Origin of the sequence: Streptomyces sp. NPDC002701 (genome assembly GCF_042889045.1) — a bacterium.
Lineage (GTDB): Bacteria > Actinomycetota > Actinomycetes > Streptomycetales > Streptomycetaceae > Streptomyces.
In genome coordinates, this window is record NZ_JBIAQL010000004.1 from 23,450 (window position 1) to 46,066 (window position 22,617).

Annotated in this window: 21 protein-coding genes and 3 pseudogenes; 12 read left to right on the forward strand and 12 right to left on the reverse strand. The window is 67.1% G+C overall.

Annotation, left to right across the window (positions count from 1 at the left end; genetic code table 11):
* The first annotated feature begins 70 nt into the window (after positions 1-70).
* From ACFYXC_RS12560 to ACFYXC_RS12580, 5 genes are all read left to right on the forward strand, one after another.
* Positions 71-673 carry an RRQRL motif-containing zinc-binding protein gene (locus tag ACFYXC_RS12560; protein WP_389550127.1) on the forward strand — a complete coding sequence of 201 codons (603 nt, stop codon included), beginning with the start codon at positions 71-73 and terminating at the stop codon, positions 671-673.
* Between the two features lie 1,297 nt (positions 674-1,970).
* Positions 1,971-2,366 carry a GntR family transcriptional regulator gene (locus ACFYXC_RS12565; protein WP_389550130.1) on the forward strand — a complete coding sequence of 132 codons (396 nt, stop codon included), beginning with the start codon at positions 1,971-1,973 and terminating at the stop codon, positions 2,364-2,366.
* A complete protein-coding gene (locus ACFYXC_RS12570; RefSeq protein ID WP_389550132.1) occupies positions 2,363-3,259 on the forward strand; it encodes an ABC transporter ATP-binding protein in 897 nt (298 codons plus the stop codon). The genes ACFYXC_RS12565 and ACFYXC_RS12570 overlap by 4 nt, the downstream gene beginning before the upstream one ends.
* Positions 3,256-4,257, forward strand: a complete 1,002-nt coding sequence (locus tag ACFYXC_RS12575) for a hypothetical protein (protein ID WP_389550134.1) — start codon at positions 3,256-3,258, stop codon at positions 4,255-4,257. The genes ACFYXC_RS12570 and ACFYXC_RS12575 overlap by 4 nt, the downstream gene beginning before the upstream one ends.
* On the forward strand, positions 4,254-5,231 hold the full coding sequence (locus tag ACFYXC_RS12580; protein ID WP_389550137.1) for an ABC transporter permease: 978 nt from the start codon (positions 4,254-4,256) through the stop codon (positions 5,229-5,231). Before ACFYXC_RS12575 ends, ACFYXC_RS12580 begins: the two co-directional genes overlap by 4 nt.
* An 84-nt stretch (positions 5,232-5,315) precedes the next feature.
* Here the strand turns inward: ACFYXC_RS12580 and ACFYXC_RS12585 are convergent, their stop codons facing one another.
* Complete coding sequence (locus ACFYXC_RS12585; RefSeq protein ID WP_389550140.1) at positions 5,316-6,143, reverse strand: alpha/beta fold hydrolase; 828 nt, start codon at positions 6,141-6,143, stop codon at positions 5,316-5,318.
* Positions 6,144-6,369: 226 nt separating this feature from the next.
* On the opposite strand from ACFYXC_RS12585, the gene ACFYXC_RS12590 reads away from it, so the two are divergent.
* Both ACFYXC_RS12590 and ACFYXC_RS12595 read left to right on the forward strand, forming a co-directional pair.
* The gene (locus ACFYXC_RS12590) at positions 6,370-6,810 is read left to right on the forward strand and encodes a replication-relaxation family protein (protein WP_389551603.1); all 441 of its coding nucleotides are present in this window, start codon (positions 6,370-6,372) and stop codon (positions 6,808-6,810) included.
* Complete coding sequence (locus ACFYXC_RS12595; RefSeq protein WP_389551683.1) at positions 6,776-6,961, forward strand: hypothetical protein; 186 nt, start codon at positions 6,776-6,778, stop codon at positions 6,959-6,961. Before ACFYXC_RS12590 ends, ACFYXC_RS12595 begins: the two co-directional genes overlap by 35 nt.
* Here the strand turns inward: ACFYXC_RS12595 and ACFYXC_RS12600 are convergent.
* From ACFYXC_RS12600 to ACFYXC_RS12625, 6 genes are all read right to left on the reverse strand, one after another.
* Positions 6,946-7,431, reverse strand: a complete 486-nt coding sequence (locus tag ACFYXC_RS12600) for a hypothetical protein (RefSeq protein WP_389550143.1) — start codon at positions 7,429-7,431, stop codon at positions 6,946-6,948. The two genes, ACFYXC_RS12595 and ACFYXC_RS12600, sit on opposite strands and share 16 nt — an antisense overlap.
* A gap of 140 nt (positions 7,432-7,571) precedes the next feature.
* The gene (locus ACFYXC_RS12605; protein ID WP_389550146.1) at positions 7,572-7,769 is read right to left on the reverse strand and encodes a hypothetical protein; all 198 of its coding nucleotides are present in this window, start codon (positions 7,767-7,769) and stop codon (positions 7,572-7,574) included.
* Between the two features lie 296 nt (positions 7,770-8,065).
* Positions 8,066-8,887, reverse strand: coding sequence for a ParB/RepB/Spo0J family partition protein (locus ACFYXC_RS12610; RefSeq protein WP_389550149.1), 822 nt, complete (start codon positions 8,885-8,887; stop codon positions 8,066-8,068).
* A gap of 664 nt (positions 8,888-9,551) precedes the next feature.
* Positions 9,552-9,797, reverse strand: a complete 246-nt coding sequence (locus tag ACFYXC_RS12615) for a hypothetical protein (RefSeq protein ID WP_389550151.1) — start codon at positions 9,795-9,797, stop codon at positions 9,552-9,554.
* 8 nt (positions 9,798-9,805) lie between these two features.
* Positions 9,806-10,090 carry a cupin domain-containing protein gene (locus ACFYXC_RS12620; protein ID WP_389550154.1) on the reverse strand — a complete coding sequence of 95 codons (285 nt, stop codon included), beginning with the start codon at positions 10,088-10,090 and terminating at the stop codon, positions 9,806-9,808.
* Positions 10,091-10,174: 84 nt separating this feature from the next.
* Entirely contained in the window at positions 10,175-11,098 is a 924-nt protein-coding gene (locus tag ACFYXC_RS12625; protein ID WP_389550156.1) for a LysR substrate-binding domain-containing protein, read from the reverse strand.
* A gap of 139 nt (positions 11,099-11,237) precedes the next feature.
* On the opposite strand from ACFYXC_RS12625, the gene ACFYXC_RS12630 reads away from it, so the two are divergent.
* The gene (locus tag ACFYXC_RS12630) at positions 11,238-12,122 is read left to right on the forward strand and encodes a DMT family transporter (RefSeq protein WP_389550159.1); all 885 of its coding nucleotides are present in this window, start codon (positions 11,238-11,240) and stop codon (positions 12,120-12,122) included.
* A 22-nt stretch (positions 12,123-12,144) separates the two neighbouring features.
* Here ACFYXC_RS12630 and ACFYXC_RS12635 read toward each other — a convergent pair whose 3' ends face one another.
* Entirely contained in the window at positions 12,145-12,855 is a 711-nt protein-coding gene (locus ACFYXC_RS12635) for a Tn3 family transposase (protein WP_389550162.1), read from the reverse strand.
* A 44-nt stretch (positions 12,856-12,899) separates the two neighbouring features.
* Here ACFYXC_RS12635 and ACFYXC_RS12640 point away from each other — a divergent pair, with 44 nt between their 5' ends.
* Both ACFYXC_RS12640 and ACFYXC_RS12645 read left to right on the forward strand, forming a co-directional pair.
* A complete protein-coding gene (locus ACFYXC_RS12640) occupies positions 12,900-13,160 on the forward strand; it encodes a hypothetical protein (RefSeq protein ID WP_389550165.1) in 261 nt (86 codons plus the stop codon).
* Between the two features lie 338 nt (positions 13,161-13,498).
* A pseudogene (locus tag ACFYXC_RS12645) lies at positions 13,499-13,819 on the forward strand (aldehyde reductase); the annotation flags it as partial.
* Positions 13,820-13,915: 96 nt separating this feature from the next.
* On the opposite strand, the gene ACFYXC_RS12650 reads toward ACFYXC_RS12645, so the two are convergent.
* Positions 13,916-16,183 (reverse strand): MMPL family transporter, encoded by a 2,268-nt coding sequence (locus ACFYXC_RS12650; protein WP_389550168.1) that lies wholly within the window; start codon positions 16,181-16,183, stop codon positions 13,916-13,918.
* A 393-nt stretch (positions 16,184-16,576) separates the two neighbouring features.
* Here ACFYXC_RS12650 and ACFYXC_RS12655 point away from each other — a divergent pair.
* Positions 16,577-18,084: pseudogene (locus tag ACFYXC_RS12655) on the forward strand (ISL3 family transposase).
* Positions 18,085-18,175: 91 nt separating this feature from the next.
* Here the strand turns inward: ACFYXC_RS12655 and ACFYXC_RS12660 are convergent.
* Together ACFYXC_RS12660 and ACFYXC_RS12665 are read right to left on the reverse strand one after the other, a co-directional pair.
* Positions 18,176-18,859, reverse strand: coding sequence for a response regulator (locus ACFYXC_RS12660; protein ID WP_389550170.1), 684 nt, complete (start codon positions 18,857-18,859; stop codon positions 18,176-18,178).
* Positions 18,856-19,932, reverse strand: a complete 1,077-nt coding sequence (locus tag ACFYXC_RS12665) for a sensor histidine kinase (RefSeq protein WP_389550173.1) — start codon at positions 19,930-19,932, stop codon at positions 18,856-18,858. Before ACFYXC_RS12665 ends, ACFYXC_RS12660 begins: the two co-directional genes overlap by 4 nt.
* A 646-nt stretch (positions 19,933-20,578) precedes the next feature.
* Here ACFYXC_RS12665 and ACFYXC_RS12670 point away from each other — a divergent pair.
* A pseudogene (locus ACFYXC_RS12670) lies at positions 20,579-21,382 on the forward strand (IS630 family transposase); the annotation flags it as partial.
* Positions 21,383-21,561: 179 nt separating this feature from the next.
* On the opposite strand, the gene ACFYXC_RS12675 reads toward ACFYXC_RS12670, so the two are convergent.
* Positions 21,562-22,401 (reverse strand): alpha/beta fold hydrolase, encoded by an 840-nt coding sequence (locus ACFYXC_RS12675; RefSeq protein WP_389550176.1) that lies wholly within the window; start codon positions 22,399-22,401, stop codon positions 21,562-21,564.
* Positions 22,402-22,617 lie beyond the last annotated feature (216 nt).

Here is a 22,617-nt window from a genome sequence, read left to right on the forward strand (position 1 = left end):
TCGACTGCCTCGCCTGCGACAACCAGAATGCTTTGACCGATCCCGTTCGTCAGCTCATACGACTCCGCCGGTGACAACTTCTGAGCCTCGGCTGCTCGCCGACGCGGCGTCGGGCACCGTCTACGACCCCAATGTCGACGAGGTCGTCCGAGCCGAGCTCGCCGCCGAAGCTGTGGCCACCGCCGCCCGGGAAGCCGAGCACCGCGAGGCCGCGCGGATCGCGGCCCGCGCCGATGAGCCCCAGGCGCTGCACGAGACAGGCACGCTGGAGCAGACCGAGCACGACCGCGGCGCCTGCCCCCATCACCTCGCCACCCGGCGCCGGCTCAGAGAGCGCAGTGTCAGCCCCGGCGGACACGAACCGGTGGGCATCCTGCGCTGCGCGCGCTGCCGCTACACCCCGCAGTGGTCCTGCCTGCCCGGGCACCGCGTCCGCGCCTGGCTCTACGACGTCCGCATGGCCCGGCCCAAGCGGGTGCCCACTCTCGCTCAGGAATGGGCGCTGGACCGGGCGATGGCTGCCAGGCAGAGCTGCCCGCGCTGCTGGCGCCGGTACGTGTTCTGTCTTCCGCTGCGCGCCCTCGGCAGCTGCCTGGAATGCCACGACGGCACCCCCGCCGACCCGGCCACCTACACGCTCCCGGCCGGTCCCGCCCGCTACCTCGCCGCCTGACCAAGGAGAGCCATCGTGGCCTTGTCTGCCCGCCTCCCCCCTCCTCACGGTGAGGACACCCACGCCGCCGTGCTCCTGGCCGTAGCCACCGCCGCCACGCTCGGCACCGCAGCCGCCGTCCTGCGAGCCGGTCAGTGCCTGCTTCTGAACCCAGAAGCCGCAGGCCAACCCGCCAGTGCCCAAAACGGGAAGTTCGCCGAAGCGTTCGCAGAGCGGCCACCGTGACCGTTCGGCGAACGGAACTGCTGGGGCGAGTGGGACGGGCGGGGTGTTGTCCATGGAGAACGAGCCCCAGGAGCCGACGAGGCGCGGCGACCGACCTGCCTTGATCGTGCTCAAGGTGGTGGCGACCACCTTGACCCGGAACCCACCTCGGAATCAGGCTACCGAAGCCGCCCATTCCGGGGTCTCGGCGGTCAGTGGGAATTCCTCAGCGGCGGCCACTTGGCGGGGAGCTATCTGGCCGCCGGTGGTGAAGCTCTTCCGCGCACACCGGCTGACAGCGCCGTGGGCGCTGTGCCCCTCGACCACCGACCCCGACACCGTCCATGAGTGTCCGACATCGTGGACCACAGCCGGCCTGGAAGGCATCGTCTTCAAGAAACTGGACGGCCTGTACAAGCCCGCGGCCAGAGGCTGTCCCAAGTACAAGGTACGGGGAGACGACCGAGGCCCTCGGCGGCGCGGTCACCGGCCCGCTCACAGCGCCGCGCACGCTCCTGCTCGGCAGGTACGACACCGCTGGACGTCTGCAGCACACCGGCCGCACCACCACCCTCCCCCGCACTGCCGGCCGCACCATCGCCGGGCTCCTCACCCTGGACAGAACCCGAACAACATCCGTGGACGGGCTGGTCGTTCTCCGCAGGGTGGGGCACCCGCGAGACCCTGAATCTCACCCTGGTCCGACCCGAACTGATCGCAACCGATCCCCACTGATCGTCAACCATCAGCTGGGACCGTCAAGGATCATGCGAGACACCGTCAAGCAAGCCCCGGGACCGACCTGTCAAGCATCTCCCTGGACCTCACATACGGGGAGAACGAAATGGCCGTTGACCTGCATCCCGGCGGGCGGCAGGTCTGCTCAGTTGACCTGGCCCTACAGAGGCAAGTCGGCCCATTCTGGGCAGGGGCGGCTGGGCCGCTCTCCACGCGAGACGGATCTGGTGCATGGAATCAGGCCCTGACCTGGTGTTTCCCTCAAAGAGAGCGGGATGACTTGACATGCACCCCCCTTCCACATCAACCTTTCACTAGTTAATTAGTTAAAGGGTTCAAGCGCGAGGCTAAGCATGTGATCGAGTTCCGTATCGACCGCCACAGCGGCGTAGCCACCTACCTGCAGATCGTTCATCAAACCGAGCAGGCTCTGCGTATGGGCATGCTCCAGCCGGGCGACAAGCTGCCCACCACCCGTGAGGTCGTCGAGGCAACGGCCATCAATCCCAACACCGTGCTCAAGGCGTACCGCGAGCTGGAGCGTTCGGGGCTGGTGGAAGCCAAGCGTGGCGTGGGCACGTTCGTCCGCAGGTCACTGGGTTCCGCCGTGGCCGACTCGCCGCTGAAGGCGGAGCTCGACGACTGGGCGAGACGGGCGATGGCTGCAGGGCTCGACCGCGACGACGTCGCGGCTCTGTTCGGCAACGCGCTGGAAGAACACTTCAGCACCGCCCCCAAGGAGACTTCATGAGTACGGCCATCGAGGCGAGCGGCCTCGTCAAGCGCTACGGGAGGCGGGGTGCAGCGGCCCTGGACGACTGCTCGTTTCGGCTGCCCGCCGGCCGCATCAGTGCCCTGGTCGGTCCGAACGGCGCGGGCAAGTCCACGCTGTTGATGATTGCCGCCGGACTGCTGCGGCAGAGTTCCGGCCGGCTCACTGTGCTGGGTGCCGTCCCCGGCGAAACCCGCGCCAAGATCGCCTACCTCGCGCAGGACAAGCCCTTGTACCCCCAGCTGTCCATTGCCGACACCCTGCGCCTGGGCGCCGAACTGAACCCCGGCCGGTGGGACGCCGCGTACGCCGCGCGGATCGTCGAGCAAGGCTCCCTCGACCCGAAGGCCAAGGTCCGCTCGCTCTCCGGCGGCCAGCGCACCCGCGTCGCCCTCGCCCTCGCCCTCGGCAAGCGGCCCGAACTGCTGCTCCTGGACGAACCGATGGCAGACCTGGACCCGCTGGCCCGGCACGAACTGATGGGCACGCTGTTGGCGGACGCCGCCGAGCACGGAACGACTGTCTTGATGTCCTCGCACATCATGGCCGAGCTTGCCAACACCTGCGACCACCTGCTGCTCGTGGGCGGCGGACGCATCCGGCTCGGCGGCGGCATCGACGACCTGATCGGCGCACACAGCCTGGTCACCGGGCGGGGCGACCTCTGCGGGTACACCGTCATCGAGTCGCGGGCCTCGGGCCGGGGCCGCACCGCTTTGATCCGCCGCAACGGCCCGCTCGGTGACGGTTGGCAGGTGCAGGAACCCTCCCTCGATGAGCTGATTCTGGCTCACCTGCGCTCCCCCGACGCCCCACCCCTTATCACTCCGAGCACCACCGCGAACGCGCACCGCACGGAGGTGACCGCATGAGTGCCCCCACGCTCAACCGGTCCACCCCGGTGCGCCGTACCCTGCCCGGCCCGGACGGCCTGGCGTGGACGGTGCTGCGACTGCATCGCACCGCCCTGTGGGTGTGGACCGGTTACGCCGTCGTCAGCCTCGGCCTGTTGCTGTGGCTGTGGGGCCCCGGCTCGTCCACCGCACAGCACGCCTTCGACGTGTGGGGCTACGACGGCAGCCAGGACCAGGCGTACCGGGGCCCGTCCACGGCCCTGCCCTTCGTCGGCACCTTCGACGACGTCTTCTACGAGCCGCTGACGCTGACCCGCATCGCTGCGTACGCCGTCGCCGTCTTCGCAGCCGGCCCCCTCATCGGCCGCGAACTGGAACAGGGCACCGCGCAGCTGGCCTGGACGCAGTCCGTGTCGCCAGCCCGCTGGCTCGCTGCCAAACTGGCTGTGCCCGCGCTGCTCGTCACTGTCGGGACGGGCATGATCGTCATCTTGTACCGGGTCGTGTGGAACGCCCGAGGCCATCTTCTCGTGGCGGGCATCGGGCCGCGCGACTTCAACTTCTCGATCGGTCCCGCGACCGTGGCGAACGCCCTGTTCGGCTTGGCGTTCGGCGTGCTCGCCGCGCTGGTCCTGCGCCGCACCCTGCCCGCGCTGGCGGTCGCCGCGGCCGGGCAGTTCCTGGTCGGGCGGTTCCGCGGCAACTCCTGGCCCTTTCAGGGCCAATACCAGCAACCCGAAGTCCCCGTACACAGCAAGGCGATCACCTCCGGCGGCGCTGAGATCCGCGACCCCAACTGTTTTATGGACCAGAGCTGCCTCGATCAGCACCACATCACCGGCTTCACCCGTGAGTACCTGCCTTCCCCCGACTACTGGCCCCGCCAGCTCACCGAGACCGGCATTCTCCTCGGCTTTACCGTGCTCGCCGTGGCCGCCGCCTTCCTGGTTCTACGCCGGTATGAACCCACGCGCGTCAAGCCCAACCCGCCCGGTACGAAGAAGGCCGCCGCATGAGTTCCGCCACCACGTCACCGCCCTCCCCCACCACCCGCGGCACCGGCCCAACCGGCCTGACCTGGACGGTGCTGCGTATCCACCGCTGCGCCCTGTGGCTGTGGATCGGCTACGTCGCCGTGACCGCGGCTCTGCTGCTGTGGCTGTGGGGCCCCGGCACGGCGGGACTCGACAGCATCGGACACTGCGCCTCCGCGGAGGTGGACGCGTGCACCGCCAAGGGTCCCACAGCGAGCACATACCACTCCCTGCTCGGCGTCACCGAGTCGCTGATCAACGTAGTGCCGCTACTGGTCGCGGCCTTCGCCAGCGGCGCGCTCATCGGGCGCGAACTGGACAGCGGCACAGCGCAGTTGGCGTGGAGCCAGTCCGTCAGCCCTGTCCGCTGGCTCACCGCCAAACTGGCCCTGCCTGCGACGCTCCTCGTCCTTGGCATCCTCGCCCTTGTCCTGCTGCGCCGTCTGGTGGCGTCGTCCTCGGGCGGCCTCGCGTCGAGCAGGTGGCACACGTCCACCTCAGTCTATGACTCCCTCGGCCCGACCGCCGTCGTTCTCCCGCTGCTCGGCCTGGCCATAGGCACACTGGTGGCGTTCCTGGTCCACCGTCCCCTGCCGGCCCTCGGCCTGTCCCTGCTGGCCATGGGCATCGTGTCAGCCGCACTCCGCACGGGGCGCGACAGCCTGTGGCCTCTGGTGACCATTACCGGCTCGGTGAGCGAGGGTTACCCCTTCTTCTCCGGCGTCACGGTCTCGGAGGGCGCGATCACCGGCTCGGGCACCCATGTCCCGGACCCACTGTGTGACGGCGACCAGGCATGCCTGGTCGACCACGACATCACGAGCTTCTACCGCGAAGGCCACCCACCGGCGCACTTCTGGCCGCTCCAGATCGTCGAGACCGGCGTCCTGGCCGCGCTCACCGCGCTCCTCTTGACCGTCACCTACACCATCCTGAGGAGGAAAACCTCCTCCTGACCGGCACGGGGCCAGAGACAGGAAGGACCGGCCGACCGGCTACTGACAGCCTACACTTCTGAACGGAATTCCTGACTCAGAAGACTAGCCCCAGAACTCTTGCAGGGCGGCGTTGACGGCAGCGGGCTCCTGGACATGGGGGTAGTACCCGGGTACCTGCACAAGACGACCCCCGAGGGAGTCCGTGAGGGACTCCGCCACGGCCATAAGGGGAAGCCCCACGTGCTCGCGGTACGCCGCCGGTGCCTGCTCCCAGGTCCCGCAGATCACCAGAACCGGCAGGGCGGCATCCCGGATCGCCTCCAGCGGGATCTGCGCCTCCCAGACGGGCCGCTCCCCCATGGCGGTGGCAACGGCACGCAGCCGGCGCGGAGTGGGATCGGGGGCAGTCATCCCCAACCCCTCGGTGGACGCCCACAGGTACTGCTCCGGCGTGACGCCGTCCGGGACACCGGGGGCACCGTCGCGCACGCGCTCGAGGAGTTCGGCGACCACTGGACGGTCGGCGGCGGCAGTGAAGGCGGAGGGCTGGATGAGGGCGAGGGAGCGGATGAGGTCGGGTCGGCGGGCGGCGGCGATGAGTGCAACGACGCCGCCGTTCCCGTGCCCGACAAGGTGGGTACCGCCGTGCCCTGCGGTGAAGGTCCCGGCGGCGAGAATCTCCACGACGTCCTCGGCGTCGACGTCGAAGTCGCTGCGAGCGGTGTCCGGGCTGTCGCCGTAACCCCGGCGATCCATCAGCAGCAGTCGCCGACCGCCGGCGAGGGGCCGCTGCCCGGCAAACCCGTAGGTGGAGTCGCTGCCCCAGGCAAAGATGTTGTGGACGAAGAGGGCAGCGGCCGCCCTCACTTGCTCCTGGTCCCCTCCGACCCCATCGCGGTCGTCCCACACGGTCACGTGCACCGCTGACATGGGCCATCCTCCTGAAGCCGCGGAACGTTGACTCCCGGGAGGCTACTGGCTAAGGGCACGTGATCGTTCACGTCCAAAATTCTACTTGCGCCACAGACCCTAACTTGACGCTGAAGCTTCTATAGATCGTCAAGCCGTGGGAGACGGCCCGGGTGCGCCGCTGAATGCGCTGGTGAGGTGGTGGTATACCTCGCGCGCGACGAAACGCTTGAGGCAGCGAAAGCCCGTGCGGTGGTATGCCGGTGACCGGACCGCGGTGCGGCTGAAGATGGGTCACGGTCTGACCGTGACCGAGGTCGGGCTCGCCTTCGTGCAGGACGCCCGGCGGCGCGGGGAGATCTGCCGGCCGCTGGACTGGGTCCCCGAGGTCCACCATCCCCTCGGCAGTGGAGAGGCGGTGATCCCGGATGCGCTGGTGTACTACCGCACCCGCGAAGCCGACCGTGACGAGGGCGGGGTGATGCTGCGGGCGTTCGTGGAATTCGACCGCGCCAGTAGCCATTGCGATCGCAGGCGCGTCGGCGCTCGGCCTCGCTGCGCTCCTGCCAGGTTCTGTGGCTCTTGGGCTGTGGCAAGGCAATCGTGGTGCCCGGGTTGCAGCGTTCGTGCTCGCGTTCCCGTCCATTGTGGGCGTGATCGTGCTGGTCTTTCTTCTTGTGGTGCCTGAGCCGTCGCGGGTTTGGTTCACTCCTGACGAGCTGGACCAGGACGAGTTCGGTAATGCGGACGGCGACGAGGATGAGGGGTGCCAACGGCCCGCAGATGATGCCGTGACCGTGCGAAGCGTGTCCGAGGCGACGGATCAGTACTCCAGCTGATTCTTGCGTCGCCTGCGTCGCCAGCTTTCTTTCACGAAGAACACGGCGAACAGCGCGAAAGCGACCCCCAGTATGGCGGGCACAACCCACCACGCGGCTTCCAGCGACACCTGTGTGCCATCGGTGCCGCCCGTGGAAACCGTGCCGCCCACGCCGCTTGTCATGCCAGTCGTCATGCCAGTCGTCATGCCGGTGGTCATACCCGTGCTACCCGCGCTGCTCATGCCGCTCGTCATGCCCATCACACCCATGCCGCCCGCACTGCTCATGCTGCCCGGCCCGCCAGAAGTACTTGAACCGCCAGAAACGCGAGCAGGGAGAGCGACCACCCCCGCCCCAGCGGTGCGTGAAATTTCAGTGGACCGAACCGGTTCCGCAGTTTGAGGATCAACTGCGGACGCGGCGTGCAAGATGGCTGGCTGGCCTGCCAGCAACGCACCGAGCAGGGCAAATAAGGTCATAATGCGCATGGTTCCCCCGACGAAAGCGAGCACGGGCATCACACGTGAGCGCCAGGGGCCTGGACGTGCGGGCGATTCCGGCGCTGACTTCTTATACCCCCTACAGAAAACCGTCACCGTGTTGATCTCGCGCGAGTTCGGTCATTACTTTAGCGGCCAGACCGCGTGATGTCCTCGGCAAACCGTCCTGTGACATCGGCGATCCGCTGCCCGAAGGCGGTGGGGGCGCCCAGGATGCCGAAGACCAGCGCGATGAGAACGGTCACCTGTGCGTCCGACCGCTTCCGCACCTGCGTACGGCGCGCCGAAGCCTGACCACGATGATGAACCGCCAGAAGAACCGCCACATTGCTCGTCAGAACTATGAGCCCCTCCTTTGCCCGCACACTTCTGATTCAGGTGTAGCGGGCACGTACGGCGAGGGCAGCGCAGATAGAAGCGGTCGGCAACAAAGCACGCAGGAACGGCCGGAACCTCAGGCTTGCGCTTCGCTCGATCATGGCACTGCAGTCATGCCTGTCGCGCGGCTCACACATCGCAAAGCGTCGTACGTCACCGCGGTGACGTACGACGGGAACAGCAGACGTACCCCAGTGGCGCGCCCTGCTCCGGCTGAGGCGACACCGTCAGCGAGTACGGGTACTCACTGGGAGAGAAGCTTGGCCAAGGTGAGTCGGTCTCCTTCGGTCATGTGATCCCGGAGGATCCGGTTGCTCGTCTGGGGGTTCTTCCAGGGAAGGCCAGGTGTATCGGCTTGTACGGGTGCCGGGGCCTGGGGGGTGATAACTGAGCTATCACCTGCTGGGTCCGGAGCCGAGCGCTTGGAGACTCGCTGCTTCGTCCTTTCTGTATCAGCAGCCGCATGGCGGTCTGCCTGGTGTCGCTGCTGTTCTGCAGGAACCTTCGTCATGTTCCGAACGTGGGAGACGTTGCACCGGCCGACTTCCAGGTCTGCCTGTAGGTCTGGGGTGAGAGCCAACAGAGACAGCTTCTGCTTGATCAGGGGCTGGCTCATCCCGAGCCGCTTCGCGGCCTGGTGCTGCGAGCCGTAGGACGTCACGAGGCGCTGGAGTGCCTGCGCTTCTTCGAGTTCGCTCAGGTCTTTGCGTGTGGCGTTGGCGATGAACGCTGCCTCAAGGCGGTTTTCGTCTGTGCTGGAGAACTCGTCACCGAGCATGACCTTGCTGGTGGGCAGTGCGGCCTCGCGTGCGGCTTTCAGGCGTCGGCTGCCGTCGACGTCGACGTACTTGGCGCCGTGCTCCAGGTCGCTCTGCCGCTCTGGTCGGCTCTTCAGGTAGGCATCTTTGGCCGCGACGGTGATGGCGACGATCTGCCCGACCTCGCTGAGGCTCACGACCAGGTCGCTGACGTCGCCGATCTCCTCGCGGGGGTTGTCGGGCTTGAAGCTGACGTCGGCAGGGCAAACCGTGCTGGAGGGCACGGAGGTGGGCGGCAGCGGGGTCACCGGCGATGGCGGCGATCATCCGTCCGCGGCTGCTCTGCGGGCTGCTGAACATGGCGGCGCCGACTCGTTCTGCTGCGCTGCAACTGGTCACACGATCTCCCGGGCGATACGGCGGGTGACTTTGACCTGTTGTGACGCGGGCGCATAGACCACGAGAGCCTCTTGTTCCTGACCGCCTCACGCTGGTCTTTGAGAGGCCCTATGAGACCGATCAGGCGAGCTTGTCGTATCTGGTGGCGACGGCCCGTGTCCCTTGAGCCGATTGATGCTGCATTCGACCGCATGGCGTTCGCGGTAGTCGACCTTCTCGAACTTGGGTGGCCGACCGCCGCGGGAGGCGAGCTTGCGAAGGTTGCGGACCCGGTCGGCCGGTACCGGGATCGTGGCCTAGGACGTCGATCCGGGCGAGGCTCTCGGCAGCCAGGCCCATGCCGAGCCCTTTGCCGCGGTGGTCGTCGTGCACTCCGAGCAGGATGAGGTGAAAGCACGGCTCCCCGGGAAGCACCGTTTCCTTGACCGTAGATTCCCATGATCGCCGTGGCCACGTCCGAGCTCACGGCCTGTGCCAACAGTTCCTGCAGGCCGCTCTCTTCCCGGGGGGGTGAGTTCGGTCGCCCAGCGGGATCCACACGGCTGCGGCCTTCACACCCGGCGTCACGAGTGTTCAGGAATAGCGCAGGGCGTAGGTGACGTGCAGGCGCCACATGGCCGCCGCCTGCTCGGCGCGCCGCGATGCGTCGGGGAAGGCCGGGCCCCACAGCGGGTCGTGGATGAAGGCGGTGGTCATCGTGGAGACGGCGGCGTCGATGTCCGCATGGGTGGCGACCCGGGCTGGGCGGTAGGCGCTGGTCTTCGCCGTACCGTAGCCGCACGAGGTTGCCGCGCGCTCGACGGATTCTGTTGACTTCAAGGTGCCTGCTACTTCAATTCAATCTCGACGAAGGCGAGCGGGACAGTGTCGGCGTTGACGACTTCGTGTTCGCCGCCGGCCGGGCGGGCGTAGGACTCGCCTGCCCGCAGCTGCGCGGAGGTAACGGTGCCGTCGGGGGTAATCACGTCGGTGCACCCGTCAGTGACAGGCACCACGACGTAGTCGTACGCGTGCACGTGGCGGCCGGTGCTCTCCTTCGGCTGAAAGTCCCAGCGGGTGACCCGTACCCGTTCGTTTTCGTACTGCACAGTGGCGCGGGCGGTGGTGGTCATGTGTGATCTCCTCATCGTTGTTCGCTGCCCCTGTACTACGGACCTGTGCAGCAACATCCCAGGTGGCAGGCTAATCGCCGCCTGCTACGGGGGCAGGTGAGGGCCGTTTGGGGATGTGGTCGCACTTCGCGAGGCGAGCAGGCCGGTTACCAGGGTGAGCGGGGGCCAGGCGAGGCGGCCGCGGCGTGCGACGGCGTAGGCCCGCAGCAGCACCTGAGGGCCGATGAGCGGCATTAGACGGACTCCGGGGAAAGTGGGAGTGCCGATCGGCAGCAGTCCCACGCCGAGCCCTGCGGTGATCATGCCCTGGACCAGTTCGAGGCTGTCGGCCTGGTGCGTGATGCGGGGCGTGAACCCGGCCATCGAACCCAGGGTGCGGACGACCGTCTCGTCGGCGGTGTTGCGCGAGTTGACGATCCAGTCCTGTGTGCGGAAGTGGGCGAACAGACCCGGGCTGTCCGCCGCATCGGGTACATCGGCGCAGGCCGGAACACCCAGACCCCACGGGGCCGTCCAGAGCGCGGTGGTGTGCACAGCGGGATCGGTAATTGTTGGGGCGAGGTTGTAGTCGTAGGTGAGTGCGAGGTCCGTCCCGTCCGCTGCGAGCAGGGCCAATGCCTCGGCGGGTTCGTGCTCGCGGACCAGGACATGCAACCGCGGATGACTGGCGGCCAGGCTGGTGACCAGCGGCAGCAGGTAAAGGCGGATGGCAGTGGCGAAGCCAGCCACCCGCAGGGTCCCGTTCGGCTCCGTGTCCGGGGCGAGGTCCGAGCGTGCGGTCTCGACGGCTGCGAGGATCACCGCGGCGTGCTCGGCCAGACGTCGGCCCGCGGGGGTCAGCCTCACCCGCCGCCCGTCCGGCTCGGTCAGGGCGGCGCCCACCTCCCGGGCGAGGACAGCGAGTTGCTGCGAGACAGTGGACGTAGTGGTGCCCACCGTGTCGGCGACCGCACGCATCGAACCGAGCCTGGACAGTTCCACCAGCAGGTGAAGGCGCCGCGTCTCCATGCTTCATTGTCCATGATGAGCGAACAGAACATCAATTATTGGCACGTGGACATGAACGGTTCCAAGTTCTCTACTGAAGCTCATGAGTCAGAAGCCACCACACCGGCCGCGGCCAATGCCTGCCCAGACCGGTTTCTTCATGGCAGTCGCCGCCATGTCCACCGTCCAGCTCGGCTCCGCCCTCACCGTGCCTTTGTTCGCCCAGCTCAGCGCACTGGGCACGGCGGGACTACGCCTGGGCTGGGCAGGTGTGCTCCTCCTGGTCCTCGTCCGGCCGCGGCGACGCGACTTCACCCGCCGGGATCTGCTGGCCTGCACGGTGCTCGGTGCCGTGACCGCGGGCATGATGATCTTCTTCATGCTCGCCCTCGCCCACCTGCCGCTGGGCACCGCGAGCGCCCTGGAGTTCCTCGGCCCTCTGGCCCTTTCCCTGTACGGGCCCGGGCGCGGCCGCAAGGTGTGGACCGCGGCGGCCGCAATCGGCGTCGTGCTGCTGACCGAGCCCTGGCATGGCGGCCTCAACCCGCTGGGTGCGGGATACGCGCTGGCCGCCGCAGCCTGCTGGGCCGCCTACATCCTGTTGACCCAGCGCGTCGGCGACCGCGTCACCGGCCTGAAGGGGCTGGCCCTGTCCATGGCCGTCGCTGGAATCCTCGGCATGCTCATCGCGGCCCGCCCTGTGTCGGCCCACGTGACCTGGTCATCCCTGTGGATCATGCTTCTCCTGGCCGCCCTGAGCCCCGTGCTGCCCTTCGCCCTCGAATTTCTCGCTCTGCGCCGCCTGACCACCTCCGCCTTTGGCACTCTGATGAGCCTGGAACCAGCCGTCGCCCTGCTTATCGGTCTCCTCGTGCTCGGCCAAGTTCCGGGCCCGGCACCCGCAGTCGGCGTCGCCTTCGTGGTGATCGCCGGCATCGGCGCCACCCGCGCCGGCGCCCGCCCGACACCGCCGCAGGCGCCCAGCACACTGCCAGGGACCTCGGCCTTCGGGCAGGAAACAAGCAGCGACTCGCGACAGAGATGACGCTCCTTGAGCGCCCCTCGCGTCAGCCTTCGTCTTCCTCGACGGCGTCCCGGTCCGGAAGGGCGCAGACCCCGGCCAGGGCCGCTGGCCTTGATGTTGAACAGGTAGCGGCCCAGGAAGTTGATGTGCCGGTCACTGAGCGGGGAGAGACGAGCGACGTCCTCCTCCCTGATTTCTGACCCTCAGCGCACAACACCGCGACGGCGGCGTCCAGGTGGTGCGCTGTCCACCGCACCACGGCGTTGAGGACCAGGCCGAAGGCGGCGAGCTGATCCTCCTGACCGTCCCGTACGCAAGACGGATCTGGCGCCGGCCACCGTGGCAGATCGCGCGGGCGAGCCGTGGCGAGACTCCTGCACGGCCAGCTGCCGGTAGGTGTCGTTGACCGGGTCGACCAAGACCAGCAGGTGCATGGTCTTATCGATCCGCCCGTACCTGGCGAGCGCCCCCCACAGGGGGGGGCCGGATGGCCCTCCGCAGCCGAACATCCGTAGCAGGTCACAGGCCCGGACTTGGTGGTGATGAGCAACCCCGCCACTCGGAGCAGGTCCGGCCAGTGCGTGGCCATCTTCTTGAGATTGACCTTGCTGCAGGCCACCGCCTCCAGCGGCCCGCACCCGGCGGTCGACTCCTCACTCTCGACCAGGTTCGCGCGCCAGAACCACTGATTGGCCAGGTGACAGAAGCGCGAGGCGAAGCGGAAGCCCAGCGTCTTGTACAGACCGAACGCCATATAGACCACCAGCGGGTGCTGGGGCCCGGTCGGCGCTGATCTCCGTGCTGCGCGGGCGGCTCGATGCCGAGCATCTCCAGCAGGTGCTGCGCGGGCACCAGCCGATCCCACCCCGCCCGCTGCGCGGTGATCCAGGCTCCGAGGTCCTCGCCCTGCACGACCAGCTCGCCCGCCGCGGCCGGGAGGGCGCCGCCCGCCTTCACGTGGGCGAGGGTGAGCCGGTAGCAGCGCTGCCAGCCGACTTCCCAGGCCATCGGACACCACCACGGATCAACCTCAGCCAGAGCCTCCTGGCGGGTTTCTGACAGCTCTCCGGCGTACGGGACGACGCTTCCCCGGCCGCGCGCCGTGCGTGTCGTGGTTCGTTCCTTTCTGATCGATGGCCGCAGGGTCGTACGCGGTCATGGCGGGTGTCTGCCCGCTGCTGAGGCGCCGTGGTGGCCGGCAGTGGCGTTCCGGGGCGTTTTCCTTGACGGCTTGTCACACGGTGTGTTTTGACCACTACGCTCGCAGGGTGCGGTCGGTGCCGCCGTGCTGCACGGCCACGACGGAAGCGTGGGTGGATGGTCCAGAGGCTTTTGAACAACCTGCATGAGGCGGTGAACGAGGAGGAGCGCCGGGTGGGGGCGGTGGCGTCAAGCGGGTCGTACGGACCTCGTCGTTGGCAGCGATCGACTACGGGCACGCGCCGACGACCACGCCCTACGACGAGACGGTCTGGACTGACCTCACCGGCCGCGGCGTAACTGCGTACGCCAAGTCGAAGACGCTCGCCGAGCGGGCCGCGTGGGACTTCGCGGAGCGTGAGGGCCTCGAGCTGGCAGTCGTGAATCCGACCGGCATACTCGGGCCGGTACTCAGCAGCGACTACGGCACCTCCGTGGGGTCGATCGCGCTCCTGCTCGACGGAGGCATCCCTGTGCTGCCGCGAGCCACGGTCGGGATCGTCGATGTCCCTTCATGATCCTGTTACGAGCTCTTATAATGCGAAATTGCAGTGTGTTGCTGGGTTCGGGCTACTCCCCAATTTGGGGAGCAGCCCGACATTGTGTGTCTATACCTAGGGGGTTGCGGCGAGTTCTTCCTGCTTTTCGTGTGTTTTGGGAAGCTCTTCGTCTTCGTGTTCCAGGGCTGTGCCCTCGGTGTCGACGTTGGGGAGGATGCGGTCGAGCCAGCGGGGGATCCACCAGCTGGCTTCGCCGAGGAGTTGCAGTGCTGCGGGCACCAGGATCATGCGCACGATGAGTGCGTCGACCAGGACGCCGACGGTCAGGGCCAGTCCGATGGAGGCGACCATCGCGTCGCCGCCGCTGAAGGCGAAGCCGGCGAACACCGCCGCCATGATGGTGGCCGCCGCGACGACGACGGGTGATGCCTGTCCGAAGCCCTGCAGTACTGCTGCCCGGGTGTGCAGTCCGTTCTTGTGTGCCTCGTGGATGCGGGAGACCAGGAACACCTGGTAGTCCATGGCGAGGCCGAAGAGCACACCCACCACGATGAGAGGCATCAGACTGGCCAGTGGCCGGGCTTCGTCCAGGCTGACCAGGCCACCTGCCCAGCCCCACTGGAAGACCGCCACCGTCACTCCCAGGCCCGCGGCGAAGGACATCAGGAAGCCGAACGTGGCCAGCAGGGGCACGATGATGGAGCGGAAGACGAGAGTGAGCAGGAGCAGTGAGAGCCCGACCACCGCGATCAGGTAGATGATGAGGCCGGAGGAGAGCTGCGCGTTGACGTCCACGTCGACCGCGGTCTGCCCGGTCACCGAGACCTTCGCGTCCTTCACGTCGTCCATCGCGGTGCGCAGGGCGTTCACGAGATCGCTGGTGCGTGTGTCGGCCGGGCCGTGCTTGGGCGTGACCGCCAGGAAGGCGATGTCCGCGTTCTCGGCGGGCTGGACGGGGCTGACATCGACCACGCCGTCCACCGCGGCGATCTTCTTCGACGTAGCGCCGGCGGTGTCGGCCGCTTTCGAACCCTCGAAGAGCACGATCAGGGGATTCTGCTCGCCGGCGCCGAAAGCGTCACTGATGGTGTTGTAGGCCGCACGCTGGGAACTGGCCGGGTCCGGGCCGCCCGGCGGATCCAGTTCGGTCTTGAGCGAAAGAGCCGGCAGGGCAAGCAGAACAATCGTGACCGTGGCACCAAGGATCGTCAGAACGGGCCGGTTGACCACCAGCAGGGCCCACCGGCCCAGCAGGTTGGGCTTCGACTTCTTCTTTCGATCCTCCGACACCACCACAGCCGCAGCCGCAGACGTCTCGCCGAAAGCAGACCCGTCAGCGTCAGTGTCGGCGCTCGGGCGTTCCTTGCGGGGCAGCGCCTTGTAACCAAGGGTCTTCAGCACCGCCGGCACGACGGTGAGCGAGGCAGCCACGGCCACGATCACTGCGATCGCCGCACCCAGTCCCATCTCGGTGATGAACGCAATCTGCACGACCGACAGCCCTGCCAGGGCGATGACCACGGTGGTTCCTGCCACCACCACAGAGGTTCCGGCCGTGCCCGCAGCCCGCGCCACCGCAGCATCGATACCAACCCCGCGTCGCAGTTCATCGCGGAAACGCGAGAGGATCAAGAGGGCATAGTCGATACCGACCGCCAGACCCAGCATCAACGCGAGGATGAGCGTGGTGGACTGGATGCCCTCGCCGATCGACGACCACGCGAGAACGCCCACGATGCCCACGATGACGCCGCCCAGAGCGGTCAGCATGTTCGCGCCGGCCGCAGCCAGCGAACCGAACGTCAACAGCAGCACCACGAAGGCGACCACGACACCGACAACCTCGGTGATACTCGCGATCTGGGGCGGCCCGTCATCCAACGCCCCACCGAGCTCGACCGTGTACCCCCCTTCCGTCAGCCCCGACGCCGCCTTGCGCAGGTTGTCCTCCACGACAAGCTGGTCCGCCTCCAGGTCGACACTCAAGGTCGACACAGCCACCGAACCGTCCTCAGACACATAAGGACGGTTCTCGTCATACGGATCCGCAGCCGACAGCACGTCAGGGACGTCAGCGGCGCGTGACACGAGGTCCGTAACCCGCTTCTGGGCCGCCGGATCGGTCAAGGACGTCCCGTCAGGCGCCTCGACCACCAGCATCAGCTCGCCCGCCTCAGGGCCAGGCGGTGCAGGAAACGCCTTGTCCATCGTGGCCAGAGCAGTGGTCGACTCGGCACCCGCAATGCTGAACGCGGAATCGGAGAACTTCGCCCCGCTGACCGTCATGACGGCAAAGACCGCCGTCAGCACGAACCACGCGCCAGCGACGACCAGTCTGTGGCCGGCGCTGAACGCGCCTACCCTGGACAACAATCGAGACATGGAAAACTCCAGAATGAAGGCAGTGAGAAAGCCGTCGGTGCGGATCCGACGGCCCCTACCTTCCAGCACACAACACCCATCAGTCGTCGCGCAGACGCGGTACTCGACATACCGCGTTCGGTGTACTCCCCCACACACCCACCACCAGCCAGCGTCTTCAGAGTGGCTAGCTACCCATGGAGTGACGGAGTCGGTATGCGCAACGCACGAGGCACCCGTGCTGTTGAGGTAGGTGTGCGGGGTATCAACTCACCCGCGTAAGTCCCTCATTGGGGTCTGTAGTCCCTCATTGGGGTCTGTCAAATGAGCGGGTCTGTTCCGTAGTCAGTGGTGACGGTGAGTCCTCGCCTGTGATCATTGAGCGTGCATGATGCGATCACGCTTGTGGGAGCGGTGTTTCCGGGGTTGTCAGCATTGGTCATCGAGGATGTGGCGGACGGTGCTGAGATGGTCCGGGTTTCGGCTCGGACCCGGGATGTTCCTGTTCCCTGTCCGGTGTGCGGGGTGGTGACGGGGCGGGTCCACGGGTATCACGGCCGGACGGTGCGGGATGTGCCGGTCGACGGCCGGCAGGTCGTGGTCCGGGTGAGGATACGACGCCTGGTCCGTCCGGTCCTGAGCTGTAGGCGACAGACCTTCCGAGAACAGGTCCCCGGGCTCCTGGAGCGCCATCAGCGTCGCATCACACGTCTGACCGGCCAGCTCTCCGAGCTGGTCAAGGAGTTATGCGGCCGGGCGTCCGCCCGACTCACTCGATCTCTGGCCGTGCCCGTGTCGTACGCGTCTGCCCTGCGGCTGCTACGGCGGGTGCCTGTGCCGGAGGTGTGGATTCCACGAGTGATCGGGGTCGACGACTTCGCCCTGCGGCGCCGGCACAGCTACGCCACGATCATCATCAACGTCGAGACCGGTGAGCGAATCGACGTATTGCCCGGCCGCGAAGCCGCCGCTTTGGAAGCCTGGCTGCGCGGACATCCGGGCATCGAGGCCGTGTGCCGGGACGGATCGGCCACCTACGCCGAGGCGGTCCGCCGGGCTCTGCCCGACGCGGCCCAGATCAGCGACCGCTGGCACCTGTGGCACAACCTCGCCGAGGCCGTCCGCAAAGAAGTCGCCGCGCACAGCACCTGCTGGGCTACAGCGGGCCCGCCTCCGGCCGAGGCGTAAACAGGCCGCCACTACCCGCGAGCGCTGGCAGCAGGTCCACGCCCTGCGCGAGCGCGGAGTCGGACTTCTGGAGTGCGCGCGCCGCCTGAACCTGGCTCTCAACACCGTCAAGCGCTACGACCGCGTCGCCGAGCCCGAGCGCCTCATTCGCGCCCCCAAGTACCGGCCCACCCTCGTGGATCCCTACCGCGATCACCTGCGCCGACGCCGGCTGGAGAACCCGGCCGTCCCCGTCACCCATCTCCTCCAGGAGATCAGGGAACTGAGCTACACCGGCAGCTCGAACCTGCTCGTCCGCTACATCAACCAGGGCCGCGTCGAGGCCGACCGGCCCGCACTCTCGCCCCGACGGCTCGCCCGCTACCTGCTCACCCGTCCCCACCGCCTCAAGGACCACCAGCGGGAACGGATCGAGGCCGCCCGCACCGCCTGCCACGAGATGACCGTCCTGGCCGACCTCATCCACCACGTCGCCGTGCTGCTGAATCCCACCGACGGCGATGCCACCCTGCTGAGTACCTGGATCACCTCGGCCCGGGCCGAGGACCTGCCCCACCTGCATGCCTTCATCCGTGGCCTCGAGAAGGACCGAGTCGCAGTCGACGCCGCCCTCACCCTGCCGCATCACAACGGCGGCACCGAAGGCCGTCAATAACAAAACCAAGCTGATCAAGCGCCAGATGTACGGCCGCGCGAGCTTCCCTCTCCTCCGCCACCGCGTCCTCCTGGGCTGACGACACCCCCCGTCACCACCGACTACGGAACAGACCCTAACGATCTACACCCGATCGCTTCACCTGTCGCTCTGACAGATGGCATCAGAAATCAGTCGTCGAGCAAGCCCGCGCCGAGCGCGGCGACCACGAGCTGTGCCCGGGTGCGGACGTGCATCTTGCTCATGGATCGGTTTACGTGGGTCTTTACCGTCAGTGGGGATATGAACAAGCGCTCCGCGATGGCGTCGTTGTTCAGCCCCTGGGCAACAAACATCACGACCTCCCGTTCACGCGAGGTCAGGGATGCAGCCCTGTGCAGTTCCTCGGAAGAGGCCGTTTCGTTGGTTCGATATCGGCGTGCAGTGCTGGTCAGGTGGGCGACGACCGTGTCGGTTGCGACAGCGGAGAGGGATGTACCTCCGGCGGCGACGCGTCCGATCGCTTGCATAAGTTCTTCATGGTCCGCCGACTTGCCGAGGAAGCCGTTGGCTCCGGCCTGAAGGGCGGCGAGCACATTCTCATCGGTGTCGAAAGTGGTCAGCACCAAAATGCCGATTTCCGCGGTGGTGGTGTCGGCACGCAGTTGGACGACCGCTCCCACACCGTCGAGCACCGGCATCCGAAGATCCATCAAAATGACATCGGGCACCAGAGCACGAGCCGTGGCGACGGCTTGACGTCTATCGCCCGCCTCGCCGACGACCTCCACGCCGTCACCGGCCTCCAGCAGCGCACGGATCCCGGAGCGAATCATGACTTGGTCATCGACCACAAGTACACGTACGCCGCTCATACAGGCGTCTCCTTCAAAGATCGGGGCGCGGCCGCCGGAAGCTGCGCGGTCACCACGAACCCCTCCTCCGTGTCCGGCCCCGCATAGAACGTGCCACCCAGCAGATGAACCCGTTCCTCCATACCCACCAGCCCCAGCCCACTGCCCGCAGACACCGTCTCACGCGGCACCCAGGGATTGCGGACCGACAACGTGACGTACCCGTTGACAGGAGCATCGACGACCACCGTGACCCCGCCATCGCCATAACGCTGCGCGTTGGTCAAAGCCTCCTGGAGAAGCCGCTGAGCGGCAGTACGAGCAACCGGTGCAAGCGCAAGCAGGTGATCAAGACCGTCAGTCTCAACCTTCAGACCGATGCCCTCGAAACTCAGCAGCAGATCCTCGATCATGGCTGCATCAACAGGAGTGGAAGGAACCACTTCGGATTCCGAGGCACGAAGAACACTCAAGATGATGCCCAGTTCCTCCATCACCGAGTGCGTGGCAGCCTGCACATCCTCAAGTGCATGCTCGGCAACCTGAGGCGAACGCGTCAGATTAATCCTCGCGACATTCGTGTGCACACTGACCACCGCAAGATGATGGGCGACACTGTCATGCAGTTCACGGGCGATCCGCAGCCGTTCCTCCGCCACATGACGAGCCACCTCCTGCCGCCTGCGCTCCGCCTCCTGACGACGCCGACCCACCTCCGCCGCCACATAACGCCGCTGCGCCTGCACCCACTGCCCCACCCCCACCACCGCGGTAGCAAGAGCCACAAGCCCAAACGCCCCACTGGTAGAGCTGCCCCACAAAGGGACGAACGCTGCAAACAGGACAGTCGCTGCGACGAACACGCCGGCGGCGACCGCGTCGAAGCGTGGGCGGCGCAGCGCGAACAGGAACAACAGCCCCCCGGCAACCCCCCAGGTGCCCCACGGCGACGGATCGCGCAGCTCCAACCCGGCCAACAGCGCGGCTACGACAACGGCAAGGCTCGACGCCCGCACCGCCGAAACGGCGCCCACCGCCCCTACGCCCAGGATGATCCACAAAGTCGCAGAGCCTGGAGGGTCACTGATGACCACGGCCGCTCCACCCACGATCAAGGAAGCCACAACCGCGAGCATGCCTCCGATCGCCCATCGGTCCGATCGCACCAGTGATCACTCCGTGTTCGTACTCAAACGACAGGTCAGCCGGCTACCTCGGCAAAGCACGGGTGCGACGGAACCTGTTGCGAGTCCCGCAGAACAATCGCCCGGCTGCAGGTCCCCGCTACCGGTGAACTCGGTGAGTGCCAGCTCTTCACACTATGGCACATTGTTCTACAGGACAATGTGACATAACTCGCGGTCCGCAAATCCGCGAGAATCATGCGACTTCGGAAGAAGGAGGAGCCACGGCAAGGACCACCGCGATCGAAGTGTGCAGTCGAAGGCCAGGCCGGGGTGACGGTCAGTCGCTTTCGGCATACAGATTGCACTGCGGTGGTCAGTTCGCATGGCTCGTTGGCAGCCAAGTCTCACGCCCACAGCACGCGATCGACGATCTCGCCTGCAGGTCGCACGAGGAGCTGCGATGCCACTGGCCAACTGGGCACGACGCCGACACCGGCACAGCCGTGCCCCACGATGACGTCCGTGCCCGTCTGGGCCTGGAGCACGGGTGACCTACACGATCGTCTGGGACGAGCCCGCCATCGACGCGGCCGCCCGGTTCCTCAAGGACGACGCCGACGGGCTGCGCCGGCTCATGGACGCCGTCGACCTGCTCGCCGATGAGCCCCGGCCCGAAGGCAGCACCGCCTACGGCACCCGCTGGTCGATCCGCAAACTCACCGCCTACCTGCGCCGCGTACACGGACGCATCATCCGCATCGGCCAGGAAATCTTACGGCGCCTGCTGTTGCGCTGCGGCATCACCTTCAAGCGCACCAAGACCTGGAAGGGGTCCCCAGACCCCGACCGCGACGCCAAGCTCGACCGGATCGAGCAGGTGCCGGGGCGCTTCCCCGACCGGATGTTCGCCTTCGACGAGTTCGGGCCGCTGGGGATCCGGCCCACCGCGGGCTCTTGCTGGGCGAAGCAGGGCAAGCCCGACCGGCTGCCGGCGACCTACCGCCGCACCCACGGCGTCACCTACTTCCACGGCTGCTACTCCGCCGGCGACGACCGTTTGTGGGGCGTCAACCGCCGTCGCAAGGGCACCGCCAACACCCTGGCGGCGCTGAAGTCGATCCGGGCGGCCCGACCCGACGGCGCCCCGATCTACATCATCTTGGACAACCTCTCCGCCCACACCGGTGCAGACATCCGCCGCTGGGCGAAGAAGCACAAGGTCGAGCTGTGCTTCACCCCGACCTATGCCTCCTGGGCCAACCCGATAGAGGCCCACTTCGGCCCGCTGCGCCAGTTCACCGTGCCCAACTCCCACCGTCGCAGCCATCCCGCACAAACCCAGGCCCTGCACCGCTACCTGCGCTGACGCAACACCAACGCCCGCCACCCCGACATACTCGCCGCCCAACGCCGATAGCGTGCCCGCATCCGCAGCGAGCCTCACCGCGTGCCCTTCAGGTGAGGTGATGCAAGCAGACCCGCCTGACGCCCGACCGACCGGTCATTGACCGGTCTGCTCAGCGATACTGCGAAGGGATGAGACCTCCGCCACGCGTTGCGAGGCCCCATCCCCCATCACAGCGACCCGCAGGTGGATCAGCGGGTCATCTTGTCGGCCTTCTCGATCAGGCGCGTAACCGTGACAGGCGCGTTCAGCATCACATGGTGGGAGGCGTTGACCTCTTCGGTTGTCGAACCGGCGCGCTTGGCCATGAAGCGCTCCAGGTCCGCAGCGATGGTGTTGTCCTGGCGTGCCACCAGGTACCAGGACGGCAGCTTCTTCCAGGCCGGATGTGTGGTCCTGCCGTTCACAGCAGCGGCCGTGATCGGCCGCTGCGTCGCGGCCAGGACCGCGGCAGTGTCACGGGAGACCGTGTTGCTCAGGAAGGCGCTGCGGTACTTTGCGGGGTCGAGGTACAGGTCCACACCGATAGAGCCGTCGGCAGCGGGGTAGGGAGTCGGCTGGACGGGCAGCGGGTCGATGGGGTGATCGACCTTCCGCTCGGACAACTCCGCCGGGCTCTCGCCGGCGTCCGGAACGTACGCTGCCACATACACCAGGGCCTTGACGTCCGGGTCACTGGCTGCGGCGTTCGTGACGACGGCACCGCCGTAGGAGTGGCCCACCAAAATGATGGGGCCTTCCGTATTGGCCAGGACGCTCGAAATGTAGGCGGCGTCACCGGGCAGGTCCCGCAGTGGAACGGCCGGCGCCTTCACCGGATAGCCGTCCGCCTGGAGACGCTGGACAACGCCGTTCCAGCTGGAGGCGTCCGCGAAGGCACCGTGGACCAGTACGACGGTGGGCTTGGGGCCAGGCTTTGTGGAGTGTGAGCTGGACTCGGCACTCGCCAGGGGGGTCAGTGTCGTCCCGAAGACGACACCTGCCACCGCGACGGTGCCCAGCGAGGTGTGCAGAACTCGACGTGAAAGCATGACGAATCTCCAAGTGGTCTGAGGATAAAACGGTTTGAGCATGAGCTGCCAGCAGGACCCTGTCCCCGCGACAGTGCCCGTCGGAAGGGGCCTGACCTCGAAAGGTCAGGCCCCTTCCGACGGGCAGACCTGCTGGATCCTCGCCGTGATGGCGCCAACCGCCAGACCTTGCACCCGAACGCTGCGTGGGGCGCTTTCACCTGCGGGAGGTCCGTC

What these genes read in the sequence shown, in the direction of transcription:
- ACFYXC_RS12570 (WP_389550132.1), top strand. Translation starts at nt 2,363, where the DNA reads ATGAGTACGGCCATCGAGGCGAGCGGCCTCGTCAAGCGCTACGGGAGG.
- ACFYXC_RS12575 (WP_389550134.1), top strand. Translation starts at nt 3,256, where the DNA reads ATGAGTGCCCCCACGCTCAACCGGTCCACCCCGGTGCGCCGTACCCTG.
- ACFYXC_RS12580 (WP_389550137.1), top strand. Translation starts at nt 4,254, where the DNA reads ATGAGTTCCGCCACCACGTCACCGCCCTCCCCCACCACCCGCGGCACC.
- ACFYXC_RS12585 (WP_389550140.1), bottom strand. Translation starts at nt 6,143, where the DNA reads ATGTCAGCGGTGCACGTGACCGTGTGGGACGACCGCGATGGGGTCGGA.
- ACFYXC_RS12600 (WP_389550143.1), bottom strand. Translation starts at nt 7,431, where the DNA reads ATGCGCATTATGACCTTATTTGCCCTGCTCGGTGCGTTGCTGGCAGGC.
- ACFYXC_RS12620 (WP_389550154.1), bottom strand. Translation starts at nt 10,090, where the DNA reads ATGACCACCACCGCCCGCGCCACTGTGCAGTACGAAAACGAACGGGTA.
- ACFYXC_RS12625 (WP_389550156.1), bottom strand. Translation starts at nt 11,098, where the DNA reads ATGGAGACGCGGCGCCTTCACCTGCTGGTGGAACTGTCCAGGCTCGGT.
- ACFYXC_RS12630 (WP_389550159.1), top strand. Translation starts at nt 11,238, where the DNA reads ATGGCAGTCGCCGCCATGTCCACCGTCCAGCTCGGCTCCGCCCTCACC.
- ACFYXC_RS12635 (WP_389550162.1), bottom strand. Translation starts at nt 12,855, where the DNA reads ATGGCGTTCGGTCTGTACAAGACGCTGGGCTTCCGCTTCGCCTCGCGC.
- ACFYXC_RS12650 (WP_389550168.1), bottom strand. Translation starts at nt 16,183, where the DNA reads ATGTCTCGATTGTTGTCCAGGGTAGGCGCGTTCAGCGCCGGCCACAGA.
- ACFYXC_RS12660 (WP_389550170.1), bottom strand. Translation starts at nt 18,859, where the DNA reads ATGAGCGGCGTACGTGTACTTGTGGTCGATGACCAAGTCATGATTCGC.
- ACFYXC_RS12675 (WP_389550176.1), bottom strand. Translation starts at nt 22,401, where the DNA reads ATGCTTTCACGTCGAGTTCTGCACACCTCGCTGGGCACCGTCGCGGTG.